Annotated in this window: 19 protein-coding genes; 5 read left to right on the forward strand and 14 right to left on the reverse strand. The window is 41.6% G+C overall.

The annotated features are described in order from the left end of the window. Window positions 1-42: 42 nt before the first annotated feature. The 6 genes from L4D19_RS03900 to L4D19_RS03925 form a co-directional block, all read right to left on the reverse strand. The gene (locus tag L4D19_RS03900; protein WP_428451288.1) at window positions 43-1,440 is read right to left on the reverse strand and encodes an AMP-binding protein; all 1,398 of its coding nucleotides are present in this window, start codon (window positions 1,438-1,440) and stop codon (window positions 43-45) included. Between the two features lie 21 nt (window positions 1,441-1,461). Further along, window positions 1,462-2,025, reverse strand: a complete 564-nt coding sequence (locus tag L4D19_RS03905) for a COG4648 family protein (RefSeq protein WP_428451289.1) — start codon at window positions 2,023-2,025, stop codon at window positions 1,462-1,464. Further along, window positions 2,025-2,282: an acyl carrier protein gene (locus tag L4D19_RS03910; RefSeq protein WP_428451290.1), complete on the reverse strand. Its 258-nt coding sequence runs from the start codon at window positions 2,280-2,282 to the stop codon at window positions 2,025-2,027. Before L4D19_RS03910 ends, L4D19_RS03905 begins: the two co-directional genes overlap by 1 nt. 60 nt (window positions 2,283-2,342) lie before the next feature. Further along, entirely contained in the window at window positions 2,343-2,600 is a 258-nt protein-coding gene (locus L4D19_RS03915; RefSeq protein ID WP_428451291.1) for a phosphopantetheine-binding protein, read from the reverse strand. Window positions 2,601-2,712: 112 nt separating this feature from the next. Further along, window positions 2,713-3,519 (reverse strand): lysophospholipid acyltransferase family protein, encoded by an 807-nt coding sequence (locus L4D19_RS03920; protein WP_428451292.1) that lies wholly within the window; start codon window positions 3,517-3,519, stop codon window positions 2,713-2,715. A gap of 3 nt (window positions 3,520-3,522) precedes the next feature. Continuing rightward, window positions 3,523-4,284 carry a beta-ketoacyl synthase chain length factor gene (locus tag L4D19_RS03925; RefSeq protein ID WP_428451293.1) on the reverse strand — a complete coding sequence of 254 codons (762 nt, stop codon included), beginning with the start codon at window positions 4,282-4,284 and terminating at the stop codon, window positions 3,523-3,525. 158 nt (window positions 4,285-4,442) lie between these two features. On the opposite strand from L4D19_RS03925, the gene L4D19_RS03930 reads away from it, so the two are divergent. Next, window positions 4,443-4,829, forward strand: coding sequence for a lipoprotein (locus L4D19_RS03930; RefSeq protein ID WP_428451294.1), 387 nt, complete (start codon window positions 4,443-4,445; stop codon window positions 4,827-4,829). A gap of 243 nt (window positions 4,830-5,072) precedes the next feature. Then, window positions 5,073-6,080 (forward strand): methyltransferase, encoded by a 1,008-nt coding sequence (locus tag L4D19_RS03935; protein WP_428451402.1) that lies wholly within the window; start codon window positions 5,073-5,075, stop codon window positions 6,078-6,080. A 173-nt stretch (window positions 6,081-6,253) separates the two neighbouring features. Here L4D19_RS03935 and L4D19_RS03940 read toward each other — a convergent pair whose 3' ends face one another. From L4D19_RS03940 to L4D19_RS03960, 5 genes are all read right to left on the reverse strand, one after another. Beyond that, window positions 6,254-6,679, reverse strand: coding sequence for a TetR family transcriptional regulator (locus L4D19_RS03940; protein WP_428451295.1), 426 nt, complete (start codon window positions 6,677-6,679; stop codon window positions 6,254-6,256). Next, window positions 6,663-8,534, reverse strand: coding sequence for a tyrosine-type recombinase/integrase (locus L4D19_RS03945; protein WP_428451296.1), 1,872 nt, complete (start codon window positions 8,532-8,534; stop codon window positions 6,663-6,665). The genes L4D19_RS03940 and L4D19_RS03945 overlap by 17 nt, the downstream gene beginning before the upstream one ends. Next, on the reverse strand, window positions 8,531-10,150 hold the full coding sequence (locus L4D19_RS03950) for a phage integrase SAM-like domain-containing protein (RefSeq protein WP_428451297.1): 1,620 nt from the start codon (window positions 10,148-10,150) through the stop codon (window positions 8,531-8,533). Before L4D19_RS03950 ends, L4D19_RS03945 begins: the two co-directional genes overlap by 4 nt. Further along, window positions 10,147-11,286 carry a tyrosine-type recombinase/integrase gene (locus L4D19_RS03955; RefSeq protein WP_428451298.1) on the reverse strand — a complete coding sequence of 380 codons (1,140 nt, stop codon included), beginning with the start codon at window positions 11,284-11,286 and terminating at the stop codon, window positions 10,147-10,149. The genes L4D19_RS03950 and L4D19_RS03955 overlap by 4 nt, the downstream gene beginning before the upstream one ends. Window positions 11,287-11,445: 159 nt before the next feature. Continuing rightward, window positions 11,446-11,652 (reverse strand): helix-turn-helix domain-containing protein, encoded by a 207-nt coding sequence (locus tag L4D19_RS03960; RefSeq protein WP_428451299.1) that lies wholly within the window; start codon window positions 11,650-11,652, stop codon window positions 11,446-11,448. Between the two features lie 103 nt (window positions 11,653-11,755). Between L4D19_RS03960 and L4D19_RS03965 the strand changes: the two genes are divergently transcribed. From L4D19_RS03965 to L4D19_RS03970, 3 genes are read left to right on the forward strand one after another with little or no spacing between them, the layout of a single operon-like run. Continuing rightward, window positions 11,756-12,133, forward strand: a complete 378-nt coding sequence (locus tag L4D19_RS03965; protein WP_428451300.1) for a hypothetical protein — start codon at window positions 11,756-11,758, stop codon at window positions 12,131-12,133. Beyond that, window positions 12,082-12,234 carry a hypothetical protein gene (locus L4D19_RS30430; protein ID WP_489685909.1) on the forward strand — a complete coding sequence of 51 codons (153 nt, stop codon included), beginning with the start codon at window positions 12,082-12,084 and terminating at the stop codon, window positions 12,232-12,234. The genes L4D19_RS03965 and L4D19_RS30430 overlap by 52 nt, the downstream gene beginning before the upstream one ends. Further along, a complete protein-coding gene (locus L4D19_RS03970) occupies window positions 12,227-13,609 on the forward strand; it encodes a DEAD/DEAH box helicase (RefSeq protein WP_428451301.1) in 1,383 nt (460 codons plus the stop codon). The genes L4D19_RS30430 and L4D19_RS03970 overlap by 8 nt, the downstream gene beginning before the upstream one ends. A gap of 231 nt (window positions 13,610-13,840) precedes the next feature. On the opposite strand, the gene L4D19_RS03975 is transcribed toward L4D19_RS03970, so the two are convergent. The 3 genes from L4D19_RS03975 to L4D19_RS03985 are packed head-to-tail and all read right to left on the reverse strand — an operon-like array spanning window position 13,841 to window position 15,672. Then, complete coding sequence (locus tag L4D19_RS03975) at window positions 13,841-14,290, reverse strand: pentapeptide repeat-containing protein (RefSeq protein ID WP_428451302.1); 450 nt, start codon at window positions 14,288-14,290, stop codon at window positions 13,841-13,843. A gap of 14 nt (window positions 14,291-14,304) precedes the next feature. Beyond that, window positions 14,305-14,697, reverse strand: coding sequence for an ArsR/SmtB family transcription factor (locus L4D19_RS03980; RefSeq protein ID WP_428451303.1), 393 nt, complete (start codon window positions 14,695-14,697; stop codon window positions 14,305-14,307). A 54-nt stretch (window positions 14,698-14,751) separates the two neighbouring features. Continuing rightward, entirely contained in the window at window positions 14,752-15,672 is a 921-nt protein-coding gene (locus L4D19_RS03985) for a permease (protein ID WP_428451304.1), read from the reverse strand. Between the last annotated feature and the right edge of the window lie 534 nt (window positions 15,673-16,206).

A 16,206-nucleotide genomic window follows, 5' to 3' on the forward strand; every position in this document is an offset into this window, starting at 1 on the left:
TTGAGGCAAAACTAGTGATTGCATAGTTAACAACACGTCTTATCAGCCTGTAAACAATTGTTCTAAATCGCGCACTAAGCGTTTTCCTTGGCTGTTAAGCGGTATTTCATCAACCGTACGATAACGGCGGGGAACACCGACAGGCTCTATCCATCGACGTAACGATTGGCGTAACATCAACCAGAACTTCCCTTTGCCAATCTCTGCCATGAGTTCGTGGCCACTTGGTGTCAAAGTTATGACCGCGACCAGACTTAGGCGTTGAGTTTCTTCCAACGGCAAAACAGCTGCTTCCTCAATCCATGCTAGCTGGCATAAACGATGTTCAACGTCGGTGAGCGAAATACGTTTCTCTTCAATTTTAACAATGCGATCAGCCCGGCCTTTCAGCATGAAAGTATTTTCAGTTAAACATTGGCATTGGTCGCTGGTTTGGTACCACTGCTTGGTATTAATAAATGGTGACAGTACGCGTAGGCAACCTTCGGCATTGAGCTTCATGGATAGCGCGGGGAAGAGTTGCCAAGGCGTGCTTTCGACGATTTGTTGGCGATAACCGATGCCCCCTGTTTCAGTACTGCCAAATACTTCAAACGGGAGTTGCTCAAATAAAGTGTGGCTTTGTCGAGCAGCAGCCAGTGGTAATGGGCCTCCTGACGAAAAGATGGCACGGTAAGGTTGTGTTGGCGACTCTTCAGTCAAGCGCTTCAATAAAGCAGGGCTGCTAATTAAGACAGTTTCTTCATTGGCATGAGTCATTACTTGTTCTGGGTAAATTAAATCATGGCGCTCAAATGCACGGCCAGCACACAGTGGCCACAAAATACGGAACAGTAAGCCATAAATATGTTGGTGTGATACTGTACTTGAGATGGTTGCATTGATTAGTTGCTCGCCCCAGATTGCTTCTAACTGGGCTAATTCGGCATCTAAAAGTGCAAGAGTTTTCTCAATAGCTTTCGGGGGACCATTTGAACCTGATGTGAACAAGGTCAATGGTATGTCTGATAAAGTAAGCCGCTTAAAAGCATCTGATTTTACCGTTGATTGGATAATGTTAGAATGCCCAGTAACCGCTTGCTGAGCCAGCCCCGATGCTAAACAACCCACCATAGAATCACTGGTCATGCTGGCAATATCATCGTGCAAGATAGCATCATAATGTGGTGCTAATTCGGCTAGTGCAGCAGGTTGATGGTTACCAGGTAAGATCAGGTGGCGGCCTGCGTGAGCAGCAGCTAAAAACGCAACGGCGAAGAAGTAGCTGTCCTCAAAACACAGAGCCCATCGCTGGTGTTCACTGTGTTGCAGCGCTTGAGAGAGTACACTGACATCAGTACGAAATTGTGCCCAATCTAACGTTTCTGTAGCAGAAATCGCAACAATATGTGTGTCTTCGTGTGGTTGACTCATTAAGGTTGCGAGAGACGGGATGTTCATTCTTACTGTTTCCATTACGTATTATTTTTCTTGTTGATGACGGACATGACGACGCGCTATCCATTCAGCAGCAAATAGCCCACCAGCTAATAGGTAGCTAATTAGGCCGTTATATAAGGTCCACATAGCGAGTGGCATATAGCATGTTGTTAATGCGATACCACCGTTAATCACAAAAAAGCCACACCATACTTTGGTGACCGTGCGGGTATAGCGTACGCCACTGCTTGGGAGATCTGGTTCTTGCAGGCGCGCCAAGCGTTCAATCAAGGTTTGTTTTTGAAACAGGCTAGCGCTGAACAACCCGAGCATGAGGATATTGACGATCACCGGATAAAAGGTGAACCACCCTTCTTGTTTGAATACGCTGCCAAGTAAGGCTAGCGTGATACCTGCCCCACCGCTTAACCAAGCGATATATCTCAATTCCTGTAATTGAGTTTGGCTTCCGGCGACAATACGTAGAAAAAACAATACCGCTAGCACTCCCGCTACAAAGCCTAATCCCCCATGACTAAGCCCGAAGTATACTGCTAGCGGATATGCCAATAACGCTATCGCTGACAATGTGGTCAGCCAGCGCATTAGTTTTCCTTCAATAGTTCAACAACGGCATCGACGATATCATCGACGGTCCGCACTGTTTTGAACTCCTCAGGTTTGATTTTTTTGTTGGTCAAGTTTTGCAGGTGCACTACCAAATCTACGGCATCAATGCTGTCAAGATCCAGCTCCTGATAGAGTTGCGCTTCAGGTTTAATGTCATCGGCATCAATTTCAAATAATTCCACCAAGGCATCACGCACTTGGTTAAACACTTCACTACGGTTTACTTCTGTCATAATGGTTACGCTTTCGATGGTTACTACCCTGCTGGATCAGGTTGCAGGGCATAAGTGATATTATGCTTTGCTTTGAGAAATATAATTTGCGAGATTCGCAACTGACGCGAAGTGTTCGCGCGTGTTGGTGTCATCAGCATCGATCACAATGTTGTAGCTTTTCTTGATGGCTAAGCCTAGCTCTAGCGCATCTATTGAATCTAAGCCCAGGCCGTCGCCGAACAGTGGTGCATCGGTGTCGATATCATCGACAGTAATATCTTCAAGGTTAAGCGATTCGATGATTAGCGCTTTAAGTTCTGTTTGTAATTGTTCCACTGTGACCTACTTATTTGTCTAAGGTGTTGTTTTGTGTCTAATATTTCGCTTTTAACGAGTCTTGTGCTGCCTGATATAACGGTTTGCTTTTGCCTTAACTGACCAAGGTTCGTTATTTTATCATTTCTTTTTCATCTATGGATGGGAATAATACATCGGCAAGATGACGGTTGAGATGACGAGCGGCAGATGCTGGCGAATCGGCATGTTGAAGAAAGGGTTCTATTGCTATTTTATCTTTGACTGATACTCGAAAAAAGGGTTTGGTATCGGGTACTTGGTACCACTTTTTCTCTTTAGTTAAAAAGCTAGGTTCCACGGTGATATGGATTAACCTCAAATCTGTATTAGTACGCACCGCAATTTGTGCTGCGCCTCGCTGAAGACTAGATGGTTTCGTTGGTGATGTGCGTGTTCCTTCTGGGAAAACCAACAATACATTGCCGTCTTGTAAGCGTTTGCTGCAATCCTCAAGCAAGCTTTCTGGATTGCGGTTCGGGATGTAACCTGCTGCTTTCACGATACCTTTCATGAACGGATTATGCCAAATGGCTGCTTTTACCAAGCAATCACATTGCGGTAAGCGAGAAGCAATAAGGACATAGTCTATCAAGCTAGGGTGGTTGGCTATTACAAGGCAGTTACGATCTTGCTGTAGGCTTTCAATCCCTTCAAAACTGTAATCCATAGCACCAAAAAATCGCATCGTGAGTGAGAAAAAGTTGAATGCTTTTTGAATGATCGACTGCACGCGCATCTCGCGTTGATGTTGATCTTTAGTTGGTAACGTTATGATCGGGAAGATGATAAAAGTTAGGCAGAGTGCTCCTAATCCAAAAATGAAGAAGCAAAAGCCCGTGGCAAAGATCCGCCAGAGTTTATTGATGCGCTGAGCTAGGGACAGTGATTTTATCGCCATTGATTAACGTTTCCAGTGCCAACGCGTCCGAGCGCTATCAATAGTCCAAGAGCTGTCGTTCTGTGCCAAGTGGGCAAGTACGTCCAAGGATTGAGGAAATGCATGTTTGCTGGTATCAACCAAATTGCGGTCAGTGTTTGAGATGTCAGGTGATGGCGTTTGAGGCTCCCATGCCAGCTCCACGTCATTGCCGCTAGTTAGTAACATTCCAAAGGCATAGCTTTTATAGTTCGGAGCATCAAAATGCTGATATGGAGCAGGTAATGGCTCATCAAAGTCAACTAATAACACCGTGTGGGAAGGGTGTTCGACTAAATATACTGCAGCTTCAATAAGAGCGGCATGGAGGGTGTTCTCGCAGGCTCCTAACGAGGTTACCGGAATTGCCTGCTTAGTCGCTATGGTATAAAGACCAGAAGCCGTATTATGTACGGATTGAGAGAATGCGGTTGGTGAGGCATCTTCACCATTCAGAATATCCTGCATTAGTTTTACGGTGCGTGTTAGCTCCCCGTGGCGGCTGGCAAATACGATGTAGTCAACTTTGGTGCTGTGTATATCGACTAACGACATAGCAGCCTGCATAGCAAGCTTGCTCAGTGAGCTCATGCGGCGACGCATCATTGCTGGAATTAGTGTGGCCGGGACGGGATCGCAGTGTTCAGGCCACTGCTGGTCGATTGACCAGGTTGTCCATGCCGATGAATCGATAAGTCCAGGCGAAAGCGCCAACCAATTAATTACATTGAAGTGTACACTGTTCATTGGCAGTATTGTATACTCGATAGCTTGTTAGTTATATCATCAAAACAAATAAAGTGGTCATTAGATAATTAACAGGGTAATGAATGCAAGTGTTTTTATGCTACCGTACCTTCGTAACGAGATCATTATTATCCATCTTCATAATATAAGGAGCAAAAATGAAACTTCTTAAGGGTATTGCTATTGCTGCTATGTTAGTAACATTGGCTGGCTGTGGGCGTGTACAACCCCTACGAAATGTAGAGAATACTCCAGTTGCGTATAATCTACAAACTACTCAAGTAAAACAAGCAATTATGGATGCTGGAAAGCGCCGTGATTGGCTAATGACTGAAACAAAGCCTGGTGTTATCCGTGCTGAATATATGGCTCGGTCACATATAGCCATTGTGGACATTACCTACGACGACAAAACATATTCTATTGACTATGTTAGCTCAGAAAACCTTATGTACGAAGATGGAAAGATACATCGTAACTACAACCGCTGGGTGAACAACTTAGATGTGGATATTAAGAAAGAACTAGCAATGATTGCGCAGTAATTTTTCTTATTTGATGTCGATGCAGCATATTGCTTGTTGACTATAGATAAGGAAATTTGCCGTGTGTTTATATGTGCGGTAATAGTGTGTTCTGGAACATAGTATTTTTTGTTCCAGAACAACACCTGAACTTATTTTCCCCTTACAATATCAACCTTTTTTATAGCCAATACTGGATTTTCTGTGACTTCATACCAAAACGATCCGTTTAATGCTTTAGAAGCCAAAACGGAAGCACAAAAAATGGCATTTGCACCAATCGTATTTCATACTGCAAGAACATTGCGTGATTTAGGAATTTTGAGTGTATTGGATCAGGCTGGCAAAGCTGGCTTGCCAGCGGAAGAGATTGCGACACAAACTGAAGTTAGTGAGTATGGTGTCAAGGTGCTATTGGATATGGCATTGAGTGCAAATATTGTGACATGGTCGCATCCCAATTATGTGTTGGCCAATTTAGGGTATTTCTTAGTTAATGATGGTATGACCCGAGCCAATATGGATTTTACCGCAGATGTTTGTTATGCAGCGATGATGCATTTAACCGAAGCGATTGAAGAAGGGACACCTGCTGGCCTGAAAGAGCTTGGCGAGTGGACGACCATTTACGAAGGGTTATCTCAGCTACCTGAGAAAGCGAAAACCAGCTGGTTTAACTTCGATCATTTCTATTCTGACCGTTCTTTCCCGATATTGCTTGAACGCGTGTTTGCCTCGAAACCTAAGCGTTTGTTTGATATCGGCGGTAACACTGGCAAGTGGGCATTGCAGTGCTGTCAGCATGATGATGATGTTGAGGTCACCATTATTGATCTGCCTCAGCAAATTGCGATGGCGATGGAAAATGCACAAGCGCAAGGGGTTGCAGATCGGATTCACGGTTACCCTACCAACATGTTGGATAAGACGCAGTCATTACCCCAAGGGGCGGATGTGTGGTGGATGAGCCAATTTTTAGATTGCTTCTCACCAATGGAAATTCTCAGTATTTTACGTCGGGTTAGAGCGGCTATGTCTGAGGATGCGACTGTGTATATTCTGGAGTTGTTTTGGGACGCACAACGCTATGATGCTGCAGCGTATAGTTTAAACGCAACCTCGTTATACTTTACGTGTTTGGCAAATGGTAACAGTCGCTTCTATCGTAGTGAAGATTTTCTCGAAATCGTGTCGGAAGCAGGCTTTATTGTGGAAAGCCGTACTGATGATATCGGTCTAGGGCATACATTACTGGCTTTAAAAGCTGGTTGACTTTATACAACACTATTAACGATATGCGAGCACACTTATTTGCTCGCATTAACTAGATGTAAGCCACTTACGGCAGGATCTTTTTTATTGAACGACATGTTTTTAGTATACCACTAACAGTGTTAGCAATTATTACAGGCTGATTTATCGATAGTTTTTATCACTAACACTTTTTATGCTTTTTCATCCTTTTTTCCCCTTAAAACTGATACATTTTCACTATCAATAATCGCCACTAATCTTCGATTTTCTAATTCAAGCGTCGCATTTTTCGAAGTTAATACATGAAGCTTCTGATTAAGTTCAGCAATAGTCGCTCTGAGTTGACGATTTTTCTCTCGTTCTGCCTTCAATGCTTGATGTTTCTCATCTCGCTGTGTCTGTATATCTTTATTTGCATTGCCACGTATACGTTCTAGCAAGTCAGGGTATTCATTATGGATCAAAGCACGACTGACACCAGCTTCTTCTGCAACTGATGAAACCGATATTTTTCTGCCGACATTAACGTGTTTGGGACGTTGCTTCTCTAACCTTATAATCGCTTTACGTATTTTATCGTGTGTAAGCTGGCGTTGATTATTATGTTCTTCTGGCATTAGCTACGACCTTTCTTTTGATATTCTCGACATCCGCCCCTAGATCCGCCAACACTTTTTCACAACGCAGTATAGCTCTCTCTACTGTTTGATTACCTGACTCACCAATATCCTCAATGAGGCGCAATTCAATTTGCTGAGCATAAACCGCTTCCCACCACCCTTGTTTTTTATCATCAATTACGCCGTGTTCACACTCCTCGCACTGCCCACCTCCACAACTTCCATCGTCGTTAGTACACCAAGCTAAACTTGTGGCTCTTAAAAAAATATGTTCTGAAATATTTTTAATCATATTCTTTCTCGATTTAAAGGTACGAACATCCTCATTTTTTCCACGAAGATTACGTATATTTTTTGCCAAACCACCAGATAGCGGTGTATCAGGCTCAAGCCAATGACCAATTATCCCCTGGCGTACATCATCAAAAGCAGCATATATATCATCGTAAAGATCTAAGTCTTGTTGTTTGTTCATGGCATATAAAGCACTCATATCCAGACTCCAATGCTTGAAATGATCTCGCAGATAACGCAAGTCACCCAACTTATGATGTACGACATAATTAGCGAATGTTCGTCTAAATTGGTGAGGAGTTAGGTGCCATTCGAGCCCGCAACTATCAACTCGAGCTTGTAACGTCTTTATTAAAGCTGAATTACTTATAACTATAATCTTATTTTTTTTGTTCTTACACTCTGATATAGCCAAGCAACCAGATATATTATTTAATCTCATATATTCCACGTGATCATCATCTAGTGCTTGATAGAGTTCTTTAGTCAATTTCAACTGAAGAGGCGCTGATAACTGTTCTAATATTTTTACTGATTCAATTGCAAGTTCTGGGCATAACCAATGCGTGTTTCCTTCATGTGTTTTATCTGAACGAGAACCAATAAAATAAAAGCGTTCACCATCTTTCACTTCGCTATACCATTTATCTCTTTTTATGTTGAGCAGTTCATGGCTTCTCATACCGGTTGTCAATAGTATTAATAAAAAGCAACAATCACGAAGTTCAAAAATTGCCTTGTTAAATTCTATTAGGTTACCTTCCCAACCGAGCAAGTTTAAGCATTTACTCTTATATTTATTGTGATTAGATTTGTACTCTTCTCGAAGAACAAGCTTTGAGATTGCATTTTGTAGTTCTATCAGTTTATGTGCTTCTTTCAGCTTTTCTTGAGCATATTGAGTTAACGGTGCTAATATACTATCCGGAATAGTAAGTGTTTGAGCTTCTTTGCTGTTTGGGTTATGACCGATGATCGCTGCTGCACTCGATTCTGGCCAAGGATGCTCGAAACTATATACTGTACCGCGTAAACACCTCCAACATGCTTCTACAGCGTTTAGTTTATGATTTTGTGAATTACTTGATAATGACATACCTTTACGTTTACCAGAGCAAGCTTTCAACGCCTTCACATAATACACGTATTGCTGTGTAATGATTGGGGTTATTTTTGATGTATGATTAATGTTTCTCGAAGATAACCAGTTTAGAAAACATACTAAACTTTTGAAGTCATATAAATAAGTATTTCCACGTTTTTTCCTACTAACTGAATCTTCTCCCCATAGCTGCCTTGCCACTATAACTTTAGCAACACCCTTTAAATTACCATCTATAATTCGTTCAAATTTTATAACCTTATGACTATCCCTGGTACTTTCAGGAAACCAATGATTGGGCAGTACCCATTCCTCATCCTCATATCGCGATAAGACACAGCAACAACCATCATCCAACTTAATTACAGTTATAATACCTTTAGGTGATTTTTCATAACTTATACTGTCTCTTAGCCGCTGTTTATCTGCATAGAACACCTCTGGCAAAATTATCATCGTGCCAACCTCAACATATCCAAATCACGCCAAAACGGATGGGGAAAGCTCTTAGCTTTTTGCCGATTATGTTCAATTAATTCTTGGTCAAAATGAGGGGCTATCTCATTATCAATTATTCGTATAATATGTCGTAAATACTTTTTCCAGCGCTTTACTCCAAAGGTGTCACGCTCCTGCACCACTGCCCAATAAAAACTGAACAAACGATATAAATCGTCTTCAGTTACCACAAAGCTTTTACATCGAAAGCAACCCAACAGCTCTGTACATACAGTGCCGTTTTTAGGTGCAAGGTGTCCATTCATAGGATCTTTACAGCTGGAAACAGGTGTATTCACTTTAGGAAGGTGGCTAACCTTAACTTCTAGCAAGTCTTTAATTCGCACCTCACCAAGAAATCGCATATTACGCTCAGCCTCAGGAGGTGGCGCCCAGTAATGCCGATTCGCTGTTTGTTCTGTATGTTTACCATGCCTAGCGGCAATTAGAGGGTCTTGTCCAGACATCTCCCAAATACGATTAACAAAGGTTTTTCGCAACCTCATCATATTCAATGAAATAGGATTACCATCATCATTCAAGAGGTCATGGGTTTTAATCAGCTTTGTAATAACGCCTTTTAAATCTGAGTTACTAAGTGGTTTGGCTTCGCCATTCCTCCCTTCATAAACTAACAATCTTGATTTATCATCGCAACGAGCTCTAACGATAGCATTCCGCTCAATAGTTAATTCAATAATACTAGCTACATTGAGATTAACACTTCGAAGTAAAGCAACATCTTGTGATTGTCGAAGCGATACTACATGCGTAGCATTCCCCCTACGTTTAAATGCAACCAGCAACCGCAAATTCGCCTTTATAGGATGCGGCTGTAAACAGTCAATCGGAAGTGTTAGCACTGGTGTAGGATTCATACCAGTTGAGATCCCAATAGCTAATACGCATATACCTAACTCATAGCCTGTCAGTGCTCTTTCATGAGCAACCATATGAGTTACTTCGTTTTTAAGGGCTATAACCAGTCGCTTTTTCTCCTCCGGACTTAGAGCCCTCTTTCCTTTAGCTTGTCTATTCGAATTAGGAAAAGGGTTTCGAGGGAATATAGATTTAATATCTACATCCGATAAATACCCCTGATTGTAACTGGCGACAAGAACTGATTTACACCTAGTATAGTATCCCCTTTGACTTACAGGACTATCTTTAAATCCTTTAATATAATGAATGAACTTATAAATGAATAATGTGTTGATGTCTTTTGGGCACATATCAGTATCCAGCCCAGATCGCCATAAAATACAAAATTCAAAAAGATGCTTCAGACCAGAGCAATAACCAACAATTGTCGCAATTGATAATGATGCCTGTTTTGTACTAATACTTTCTTCCAACAATTTTTCGATGGTGCACTGACAGATAGTCGTTATCGCATCAAACCCTTTACCATAATAAGACGAAAAATCGTAATTACGGATATTTGATCTACTTTCGGGAAAAACAATCTTGGTTACAGTTGGTATATCACCCAATGATCGAACATTGGCTGTTTCACCTTTGGAGCTTGATGATGCTGTTGACGAATCAGGCACGGTAAATTTTTTCTTGCTCATGCAGCCACCTCATCACAAATGGCATCAACTTCTAACTGGTATTCTGTTATCAGGTCATCCTCAATCTCATGAAGAAAATGAAGATAACGTTCTGTAGTACTGATACTGCTATGCCCGAGCCTGTCCCGCACATAAATAAGCGGGTCAAACGCTAAGTCATTACGTGTTCTCAATGACTTGAGCGTATGAGTAGCATAGGTATGCCTCAACATATGCGGGTTCACTGAATAAGGTAAACTCAGTTTAGCCAGTTCATTATTAAACGCTTTGGACTTAAGGCTCCAAGATTTACCATAGCGGTTAACGAACAACTTATCCGTTGGATTTTCTTTAGCTATTAGCAACTGGTGACGCTCATGCAGTACATAATCCCAAAGTGCTGACATTACTGACACGGGAACATGAATAGAGCGAGGTTCGCTACCTTTAGTTTTTATTTCACCAGGAGTTAGATTCACAACAATATGACTCCTACATTGCACGGTATGAGGGTTAACCACATATTTTGTGGGAAAAGTTAAAATTTCTTCTTTGCGAAGACCTGTGGCAAGAGCAAGCCTAACCATAAGCAGCAACGTTTTGTTATTTATTGCACTCAACAGGGATTTTACCTGCTCTGCATTCAGTACTTTGATTTTTGTACGCGGTTGCTTTAGCATCACATCAGGTCTAGCCTTTAGGCCACCACTGGTGTCTGTATGAGCTAAGAATTGTTTAGGTTTTCTGACTGTCACAGCCTCAAGCTCGTAAGGCAATGTTTTTACCCAACCGTGATTATAAGCGTATTGATAAAATTGGATGGCTAGTCGAAGCCGTCGGTTGATGGTAGTTGCACCGATATTAAAATAACTCATTGATGCATCACGATAAATCGCAAGCAATGTTTCATCTTGTCGGGATTGAATCTTCTTCCAATCTAAGTTGTTAGCTTCAAGAAAAGCAAAGTAATCATAGATATCTCGCCCAAATGTTTCCCAACTTCGGTAGCTTTGAACACGTCCACGTTTAATGCAGTAATAAATTAAGAATTCAAGGGCTTCAACGAAGATATCACCGTCTTTCCTAACCAATACTGGAAAGTCAGGATAGCTCACACCTTGGATTTTAAATTCTTGAGTAGAAAAAATCAGATCCATAGCCCCTCCAATATTGATGAACAATATTTGAGTTTATGTGGTATGAGTATTTATGCCAGTTAAGGGGCGAGCGTACGCACTAGAAGGATGTTACCTTTTTTGAAGAAAGACCATGTGCCTATCGATGATTATTGGGGGACGTTATTTCAGGCAAATAAACTACGGTAGTAACTCTTTTGGTTCACAATCAAGTACTTCAGCAATCTTATACAACTTCTCTAAAGTTATATTTACTTCACCGCGCTCAATACGACCAACATAACTACGATCGATATCGGCTAACAATGCGAGTTTGTCTTGTGAAATAGACCTACTCTTTCGCATGTCACGTAGCTTTCGTCCAACAATCACTGCTAAGTCTTTCATTTTTCGTCCAATCAAAATGAAAGACTATCCTGTGTGGCGATACTCAAAGCTACGGACTATAATCCGCATTTTTTCAATTCATACCAAAAGAGATATACAGCCAATGTCCGATAAAGTAGTCCCTATCAACTCTGTGCTGTATGAACTGCTTGTAGTTCATGATATGAACAATTTTACAGCATTGAATCTCAGAGACCGATTTATTGAGTTGAGTGATGAATTATCTGCAGATGAAGCAAGACAGTACATCTACCGTCATCTCGCAAGATTTCAACAGCTTAATTTCATCAACAAAGCTTCAAGCACAGATGGTCAGAAACCGATCTTTTCCAGAACTGCACATTTCTCAAAAGTAAATTGGGGTTTGCACACAACACTATCAGCACCCAAGAGAAACTTGAACGAGCCCAGCAAGATTTCATCTCTTGCATTGAAGAGTCAAAGACATATACAGCATTGGCCAAACAGTATCCCGAACTAGCTAGCCCATTACTTAAAACTAAAGAAATGACTGAACGGCAAAGTGCAAAGCTTATTGGTGAGATTCGTGCTTTCAAAATGGCGATCTCGATTCATGATTAACCTTCGTAACTGGCAGGCAAGCTGTATTGATCTAGCCTTAGAGAACTATTCAAAAGGTCAAAAGCACTTTCTATGTCTAGCAACTCCAGGGGCAGGAAAGTCTACAATGGCTGCCGTACTAGCAAAAAAGTTGTTGTCCAATTTACAAGTTGACTTTGTGATCTGTTTTTCACCCTCAAAGGCAATTGCCCACGGATTAACCGACACGTTTGAGCGAGTACTGGGTAACAAGTTTGATGGTCGTCTAGGAGCAAAGGGACAGTCGCTAACTTATCACTCGCTCAACCATCTGGATCGCAGCTTCTGGCAGCTATTTCATGATTTTCGGGTACTTGTTGTTTTAGACGAAATCCATCATTGCGCCGGTGATACATTTGAACGTGCTAATGCATGGGGTCAGGTCATTCTAAAAAACGTCCAAGAACATGCAGCATATACTCTAGCGTTAACAGGAACGCCTTGGCGTACAGACGCCATACCAATTTGCTTAGCGTCTTATAGTCATGATACTGACCAAATTATCTGTGACTTCGTATATGGGCTAAATGAAGCAGTCAACGACCATGTGTGCCGTGTACCAACTGTTATTTTGTTTGAAAATAGCAAAGTTGTCTCTAGCGATCAGAAAAACCGAATTTTTTGCAGTATCAAAGAATACATCGAAGCCCCTGGCACTTCATATTCAAACTTGCTTAAAAACGAAAAAGCAATCAACCACGTGTTTAATCAGGCACTTAAGAAGCTGCATACAGTTCAAAAAACATATAAAAATGCTGCTGGCTTAATCGTTGCCGAATCCGTTAAACATACAAAACAGATATGTCGCATACTCAAAATAGAATTCAGTATTTCTCCTAAATTAGTAACATACGAAGAACAACATTCTCAGCACATCATTGATACGTTTCGTACTAGCTCTGATGAGTGGATAGTAAGTGTTGGTATGGTAAGTGAAGGTACCGACATCCCAAGGCTACGTGTGTGTTGTCATTTTAGTAATGTAAAAACAGAGCTCTACTTCAGGCAAATTCTTGGACGCATCATGCGTAATACTGACGGCAAAAGAACACAAGCATGGCTATATACGCTAGCACATCCCCAGCTAGTAGAATATGCTCACCGTCTTCAGGATGAAGTTCCAGAAACGAGGGTCACTTTTACTGAGGATATGGACACCACCAACGAAGCACATAATGGCGGTGAAATTAGCGCTATAGATAATAATCAAAGTGACTTATCGCCGATTGAAACTGGGGATTGGCAAAGTGACGTTGATAGCTATCTCGAATTAACTAGCACGGAGTATCCCCAAGCAACCGATGATTACTTTAAAAGGTACGCCAATTTAGTTCCGTCAAACTCCCTCGGTAGTTAATGTAATGACAAAGTCGCTTGGTAATTAAAGTACGACAGAATCGCTTGGTGATCACAGTGCCAGCGACGATCATGCTGACACGCCTCTGGACAGAATCGTTTTAGGTGTTTTACTAAATTAGCAGTAAATGAATTACTTATCGTAATGAGAACAAACTAAAGTAGAAAGATCACTTATCTTCGTATTATCGTCTTCAACCGCTAAAATGATGATATATCTACCATGAGTGCTTTATTGGGACGTAAAACAACTTGGCTTGCTAGTATCACGTAACTTGATTATCGTGCGACTCAAACTAGGATTATTGAGCACGCCATCATTCAAACTAGTATTATTAAAATCAGTGCGATATAAATCTGCTCGGTGTAAATCAACATTGAGCATTTGCGCATAACTCATATTGGCGTTACGCAAGTCAGCATCACGAAAAATAGCATCGTTTAAGCATGCGTTCTTGAAGTTCGCGTATGTGGCGTCGGCATCACTCATATCGGCGCCGGATAGATTGCTATTGCTGAAATTGGTTCGTATTAAGTTCGCTCGACGAAGATCTGCTCCTTGAAGGTCAAGGTTACTGAGGTCGGCACTACCTAAAACGGCGCGCGTGCCACCTTTGCTTTCCAGCCACAATTTGTGCTGTTCTAAAATAGAGTCCAGTTCTTGTTTATTGTATGTATTCATACTCAAAGCCACTATTACTTAATTATGCTGCGCCATATTTCACTGTCTGGGCCGACTACACACTCACCATCGACTCTCATCGATAAGCGAATTAGGCAACGTTTAACCACTTCTTTGAAATCGTGTTCTGGTAAAAACCTGACCGAATCGACCAAAGCTTTGCAGTGAGGAGTGGTTTGTTCTTTTAAAGTGTAGAACACCCACTTGCCCTTCTTTTCGTGATTAAGCAGCCCAGCTTTATACAGCATTTTTAGGTTACGAGAGACGTTGTATTGAGTTTCACCAATGATATCCATTGCTTCTGCTACTGCTATGCATTCGTCAACATGAAGGAATAACCAGAACAACCGTAATCTGTTTGGTTCCGACAATGCTTTTAGCGAATCAATATATTTTTCATCCATCATGGCGCTTTACCCTTTCAACTAATAGCGCCACCCTAGGTGAGTGGCGCGACGCATCTACACAACGTATTGGAAGATAGCACCGCCAGTTATGGCCGCTGTTAATACTATTCCCACAAACGCTATTACTGCTTTTCTTTTAAGAACTGATGATACTAGCGCGATTTCAGGCAAACTTGCACCAGTACCACCGATAATTAATGCTAATCCTGCACCTAAGCCCATTCCTTTAGCAATTAATACGTTAAGCAAAGGAATTGCCATCTCGATACGCAGGTAAAGTGGGATACCAATCAGCGAGGCAACGACAATCGATTGGAAACTGGCACCACCTACATACTTCTCGACTAAGTCGGCTGGCAGGAAAGCTGCGGAGAACCCGCTTATTGCAGCACCCAGTAATACGTATGGGATGATTCGCTTGAATAAAGACCAAGCACCGCCCATCGCATTGCGCATTCTTGACGGCGAAGATGGTGCGCCACCACAAGTATTGGTTGTGTTACTGCTGCATCCTTTACCTTTTGTATCTTCGAGTTCATCACCACGTTTGATTTCATTTCTCCAAGGAGATTTAGAAATCAAATAGCCCCCAAGTACAGCAGCAATAAACGTTACTAAGAAGTAAACCACGGTGATCTTCAAGCCGAAGGCAGCGTAAACCATCGCCAGTACAATGAAGTTACATAATGGTGCCGAGATGATGAAACTCATCACCGTACCAAGTGACGCTCCCATTGATGCCATCGCCATGGTCACTGGAACCACCGCGGCACTGCAAAATGGAGTGAGCATACCAAAGAACGCACCTAGCAAGGTTCCCCATTTATCGTGTTTGGTGAGTGTCGCTTGGAGTTTATCTTGCGGAATATATTCTCGCATGATGCCGGTTATAACCGACACGATAGCAATGATAACGACTAAGCCTTTGGCCACATAAAAGAACTCATTTAACGCAATAACTAATTTAGCATCCACAATTGGAATCTCTAGCAAGTGAAAAGAGAATCGATCATATACACACTTGCACAATTGTGCAAGTGTGTATATGTGATTAGTTTATGCTTGTGTCACTATCGAGTTAAGCTGATCTTGGGGTATACACGCTAAAAGAAGATCTTAAATAGCTGTGAGCTGCCTGAGTCGATACGTACGCGACTTCGGATAACTTATAATAAGGCTAACTCGCATGAACAGAGTAAGAATGAGCTATTACACTAAATGATTTTGGGGCATAAATGAGATAAATTCATGGCAATTACAACAAAAAAACGGGGAATCGATCTTCTCTACATTAATATCATTGATTAACATAATTAAGTGACTATGTCTGCTTATAGTGCCATTTATGTACGTTAACAAGGGGAAATATGCAGGCTTATGGTGCAAACCACACACTTGCTATCAATCTGGGGAAATGAAGTTCTACAGGTGGTAAATGGAAATCAGGTAATAATTGTAGTAATTACCCTCTTCGTAAATATCCACCTTCAGAGCGAGTGGCTTAGATTG

Origin of the sequence: Photobacterium kasasachensis, assembly GCF_050336885.1 — a bacterium.
GTDB lineage: Bacteria > Pseudomonadota > Gammaproteobacteria > Enterobacterales > Vibrionaceae > Photobacterium > Photobacterium kasasachensis.

What these genes read in the sequence shown, in the direction of transcription:
- L4D19_RS03900 (WP_428451288.1), bottom strand. Translation starts at nt 1,440, where the DNA reads ATGAACATCCCGTCTCTCGCAACCTTAATGAGTCAACCACACGAAGAC.
- L4D19_RS03905 (WP_428451289.1), bottom strand. Translation starts at nt 2,025, where the DNA reads ATGCGCTGGCTGACCACATTGTCAGCGATAGCGTTATTGGCATATCCG.
- L4D19_RS03910 (WP_428451290.1), bottom strand. Translation starts at nt 2,282, where the DNA reads ATGACAGAAGTAAACCGTAGTGAAGTGTTTAACCAAGTGCGTGATGCC.
- L4D19_RS03920 (WP_428451292.1), bottom strand. Translation starts at nt 3,519, where the DNA reads ATGGCGATAAAATCACTGTCCCTAGCTCAGCGCATCAATAAACTCTGG.
- L4D19_RS03925 (WP_428451293.1), bottom strand. Translation starts at nt 4,284, where the DNA reads ATGAACAGTGTACACTTCAATGTAATTAATTGGTTGGCGCTTTCGCCT.
- L4D19_RS03930 (WP_428451294.1), top strand. Translation starts at nt 4,443, where the DNA reads ATGAAACTTCTTAAGGGTATTGCTATTGCTGCTATGTTAGTAACATTG.
- L4D19_RS03935 (WP_428451402.1), top strand. Translation starts at nt 5,073, where the DNA reads ATGGCATTTGCACCAATCGTATTTCATACTGCAAGAACATTGCGTGAT.
- L4D19_RS03940 (WP_428451295.1), bottom strand. Translation starts at nt 6,679, where the DNA reads ATGCCAGAAGAACATAATAATCAACGCCAGCTTACACACGATAAAATA.
- L4D19_RS03945 (WP_428451296.1), bottom strand. Translation starts at nt 8,534, where the DNA reads ATGATAATTTTGCCAGAGGTGTTCTATGCAGATAAACAGCGGCTAAGA.
- L4D19_RS03950 (WP_428451297.1), bottom strand. Translation starts at nt 10,150, where the DNA reads ATGAGCAAGAAAAAATTTACCGTGCCTGATTCGTCAACAGCATCATCA.
- L4D19_RS03955 (WP_428451298.1), bottom strand. Translation starts at nt 11,286, where the DNA reads ATGGATCTGATTTTTTCTACTCAAGAATTTAAAATCCAAGGTGTGAGC.
- L4D19_RS03960 (WP_428451299.1), bottom strand. Translation starts at nt 11,652, where the DNA reads ATGAAAGACTTAGCAGTGATTGTTGGACGAAAGCTACGTGACATGCGA.
- L4D19_RS03965 (WP_428451300.1), top strand. Translation starts at nt 11,756, where the DNA reads ATGTCCGATAAAGTAGTCCCTATCAACTCTGTGCTGTATGAACTGCTT.
- L4D19_RS03970 (WP_428451301.1), top strand. Translation starts at nt 12,227, where the DNA reads ATGATTAACCTTCGTAACTGGCAGGCAAGCTGTATTGATCTAGCCTTA.
- L4D19_RS03975 (WP_428451302.1), bottom strand. Translation starts at nt 14,290, where the DNA reads ATGAATACATACAATAAACAAGAACTGGACTCTATTTTAGAACAGCAC.
- L4D19_RS03980 (WP_428451303.1), bottom strand. Translation starts at nt 14,697, where the DNA reads ATGATGGATGAAAAATATATTGATTCGCTAAAAGCATTGTCGGAACCA.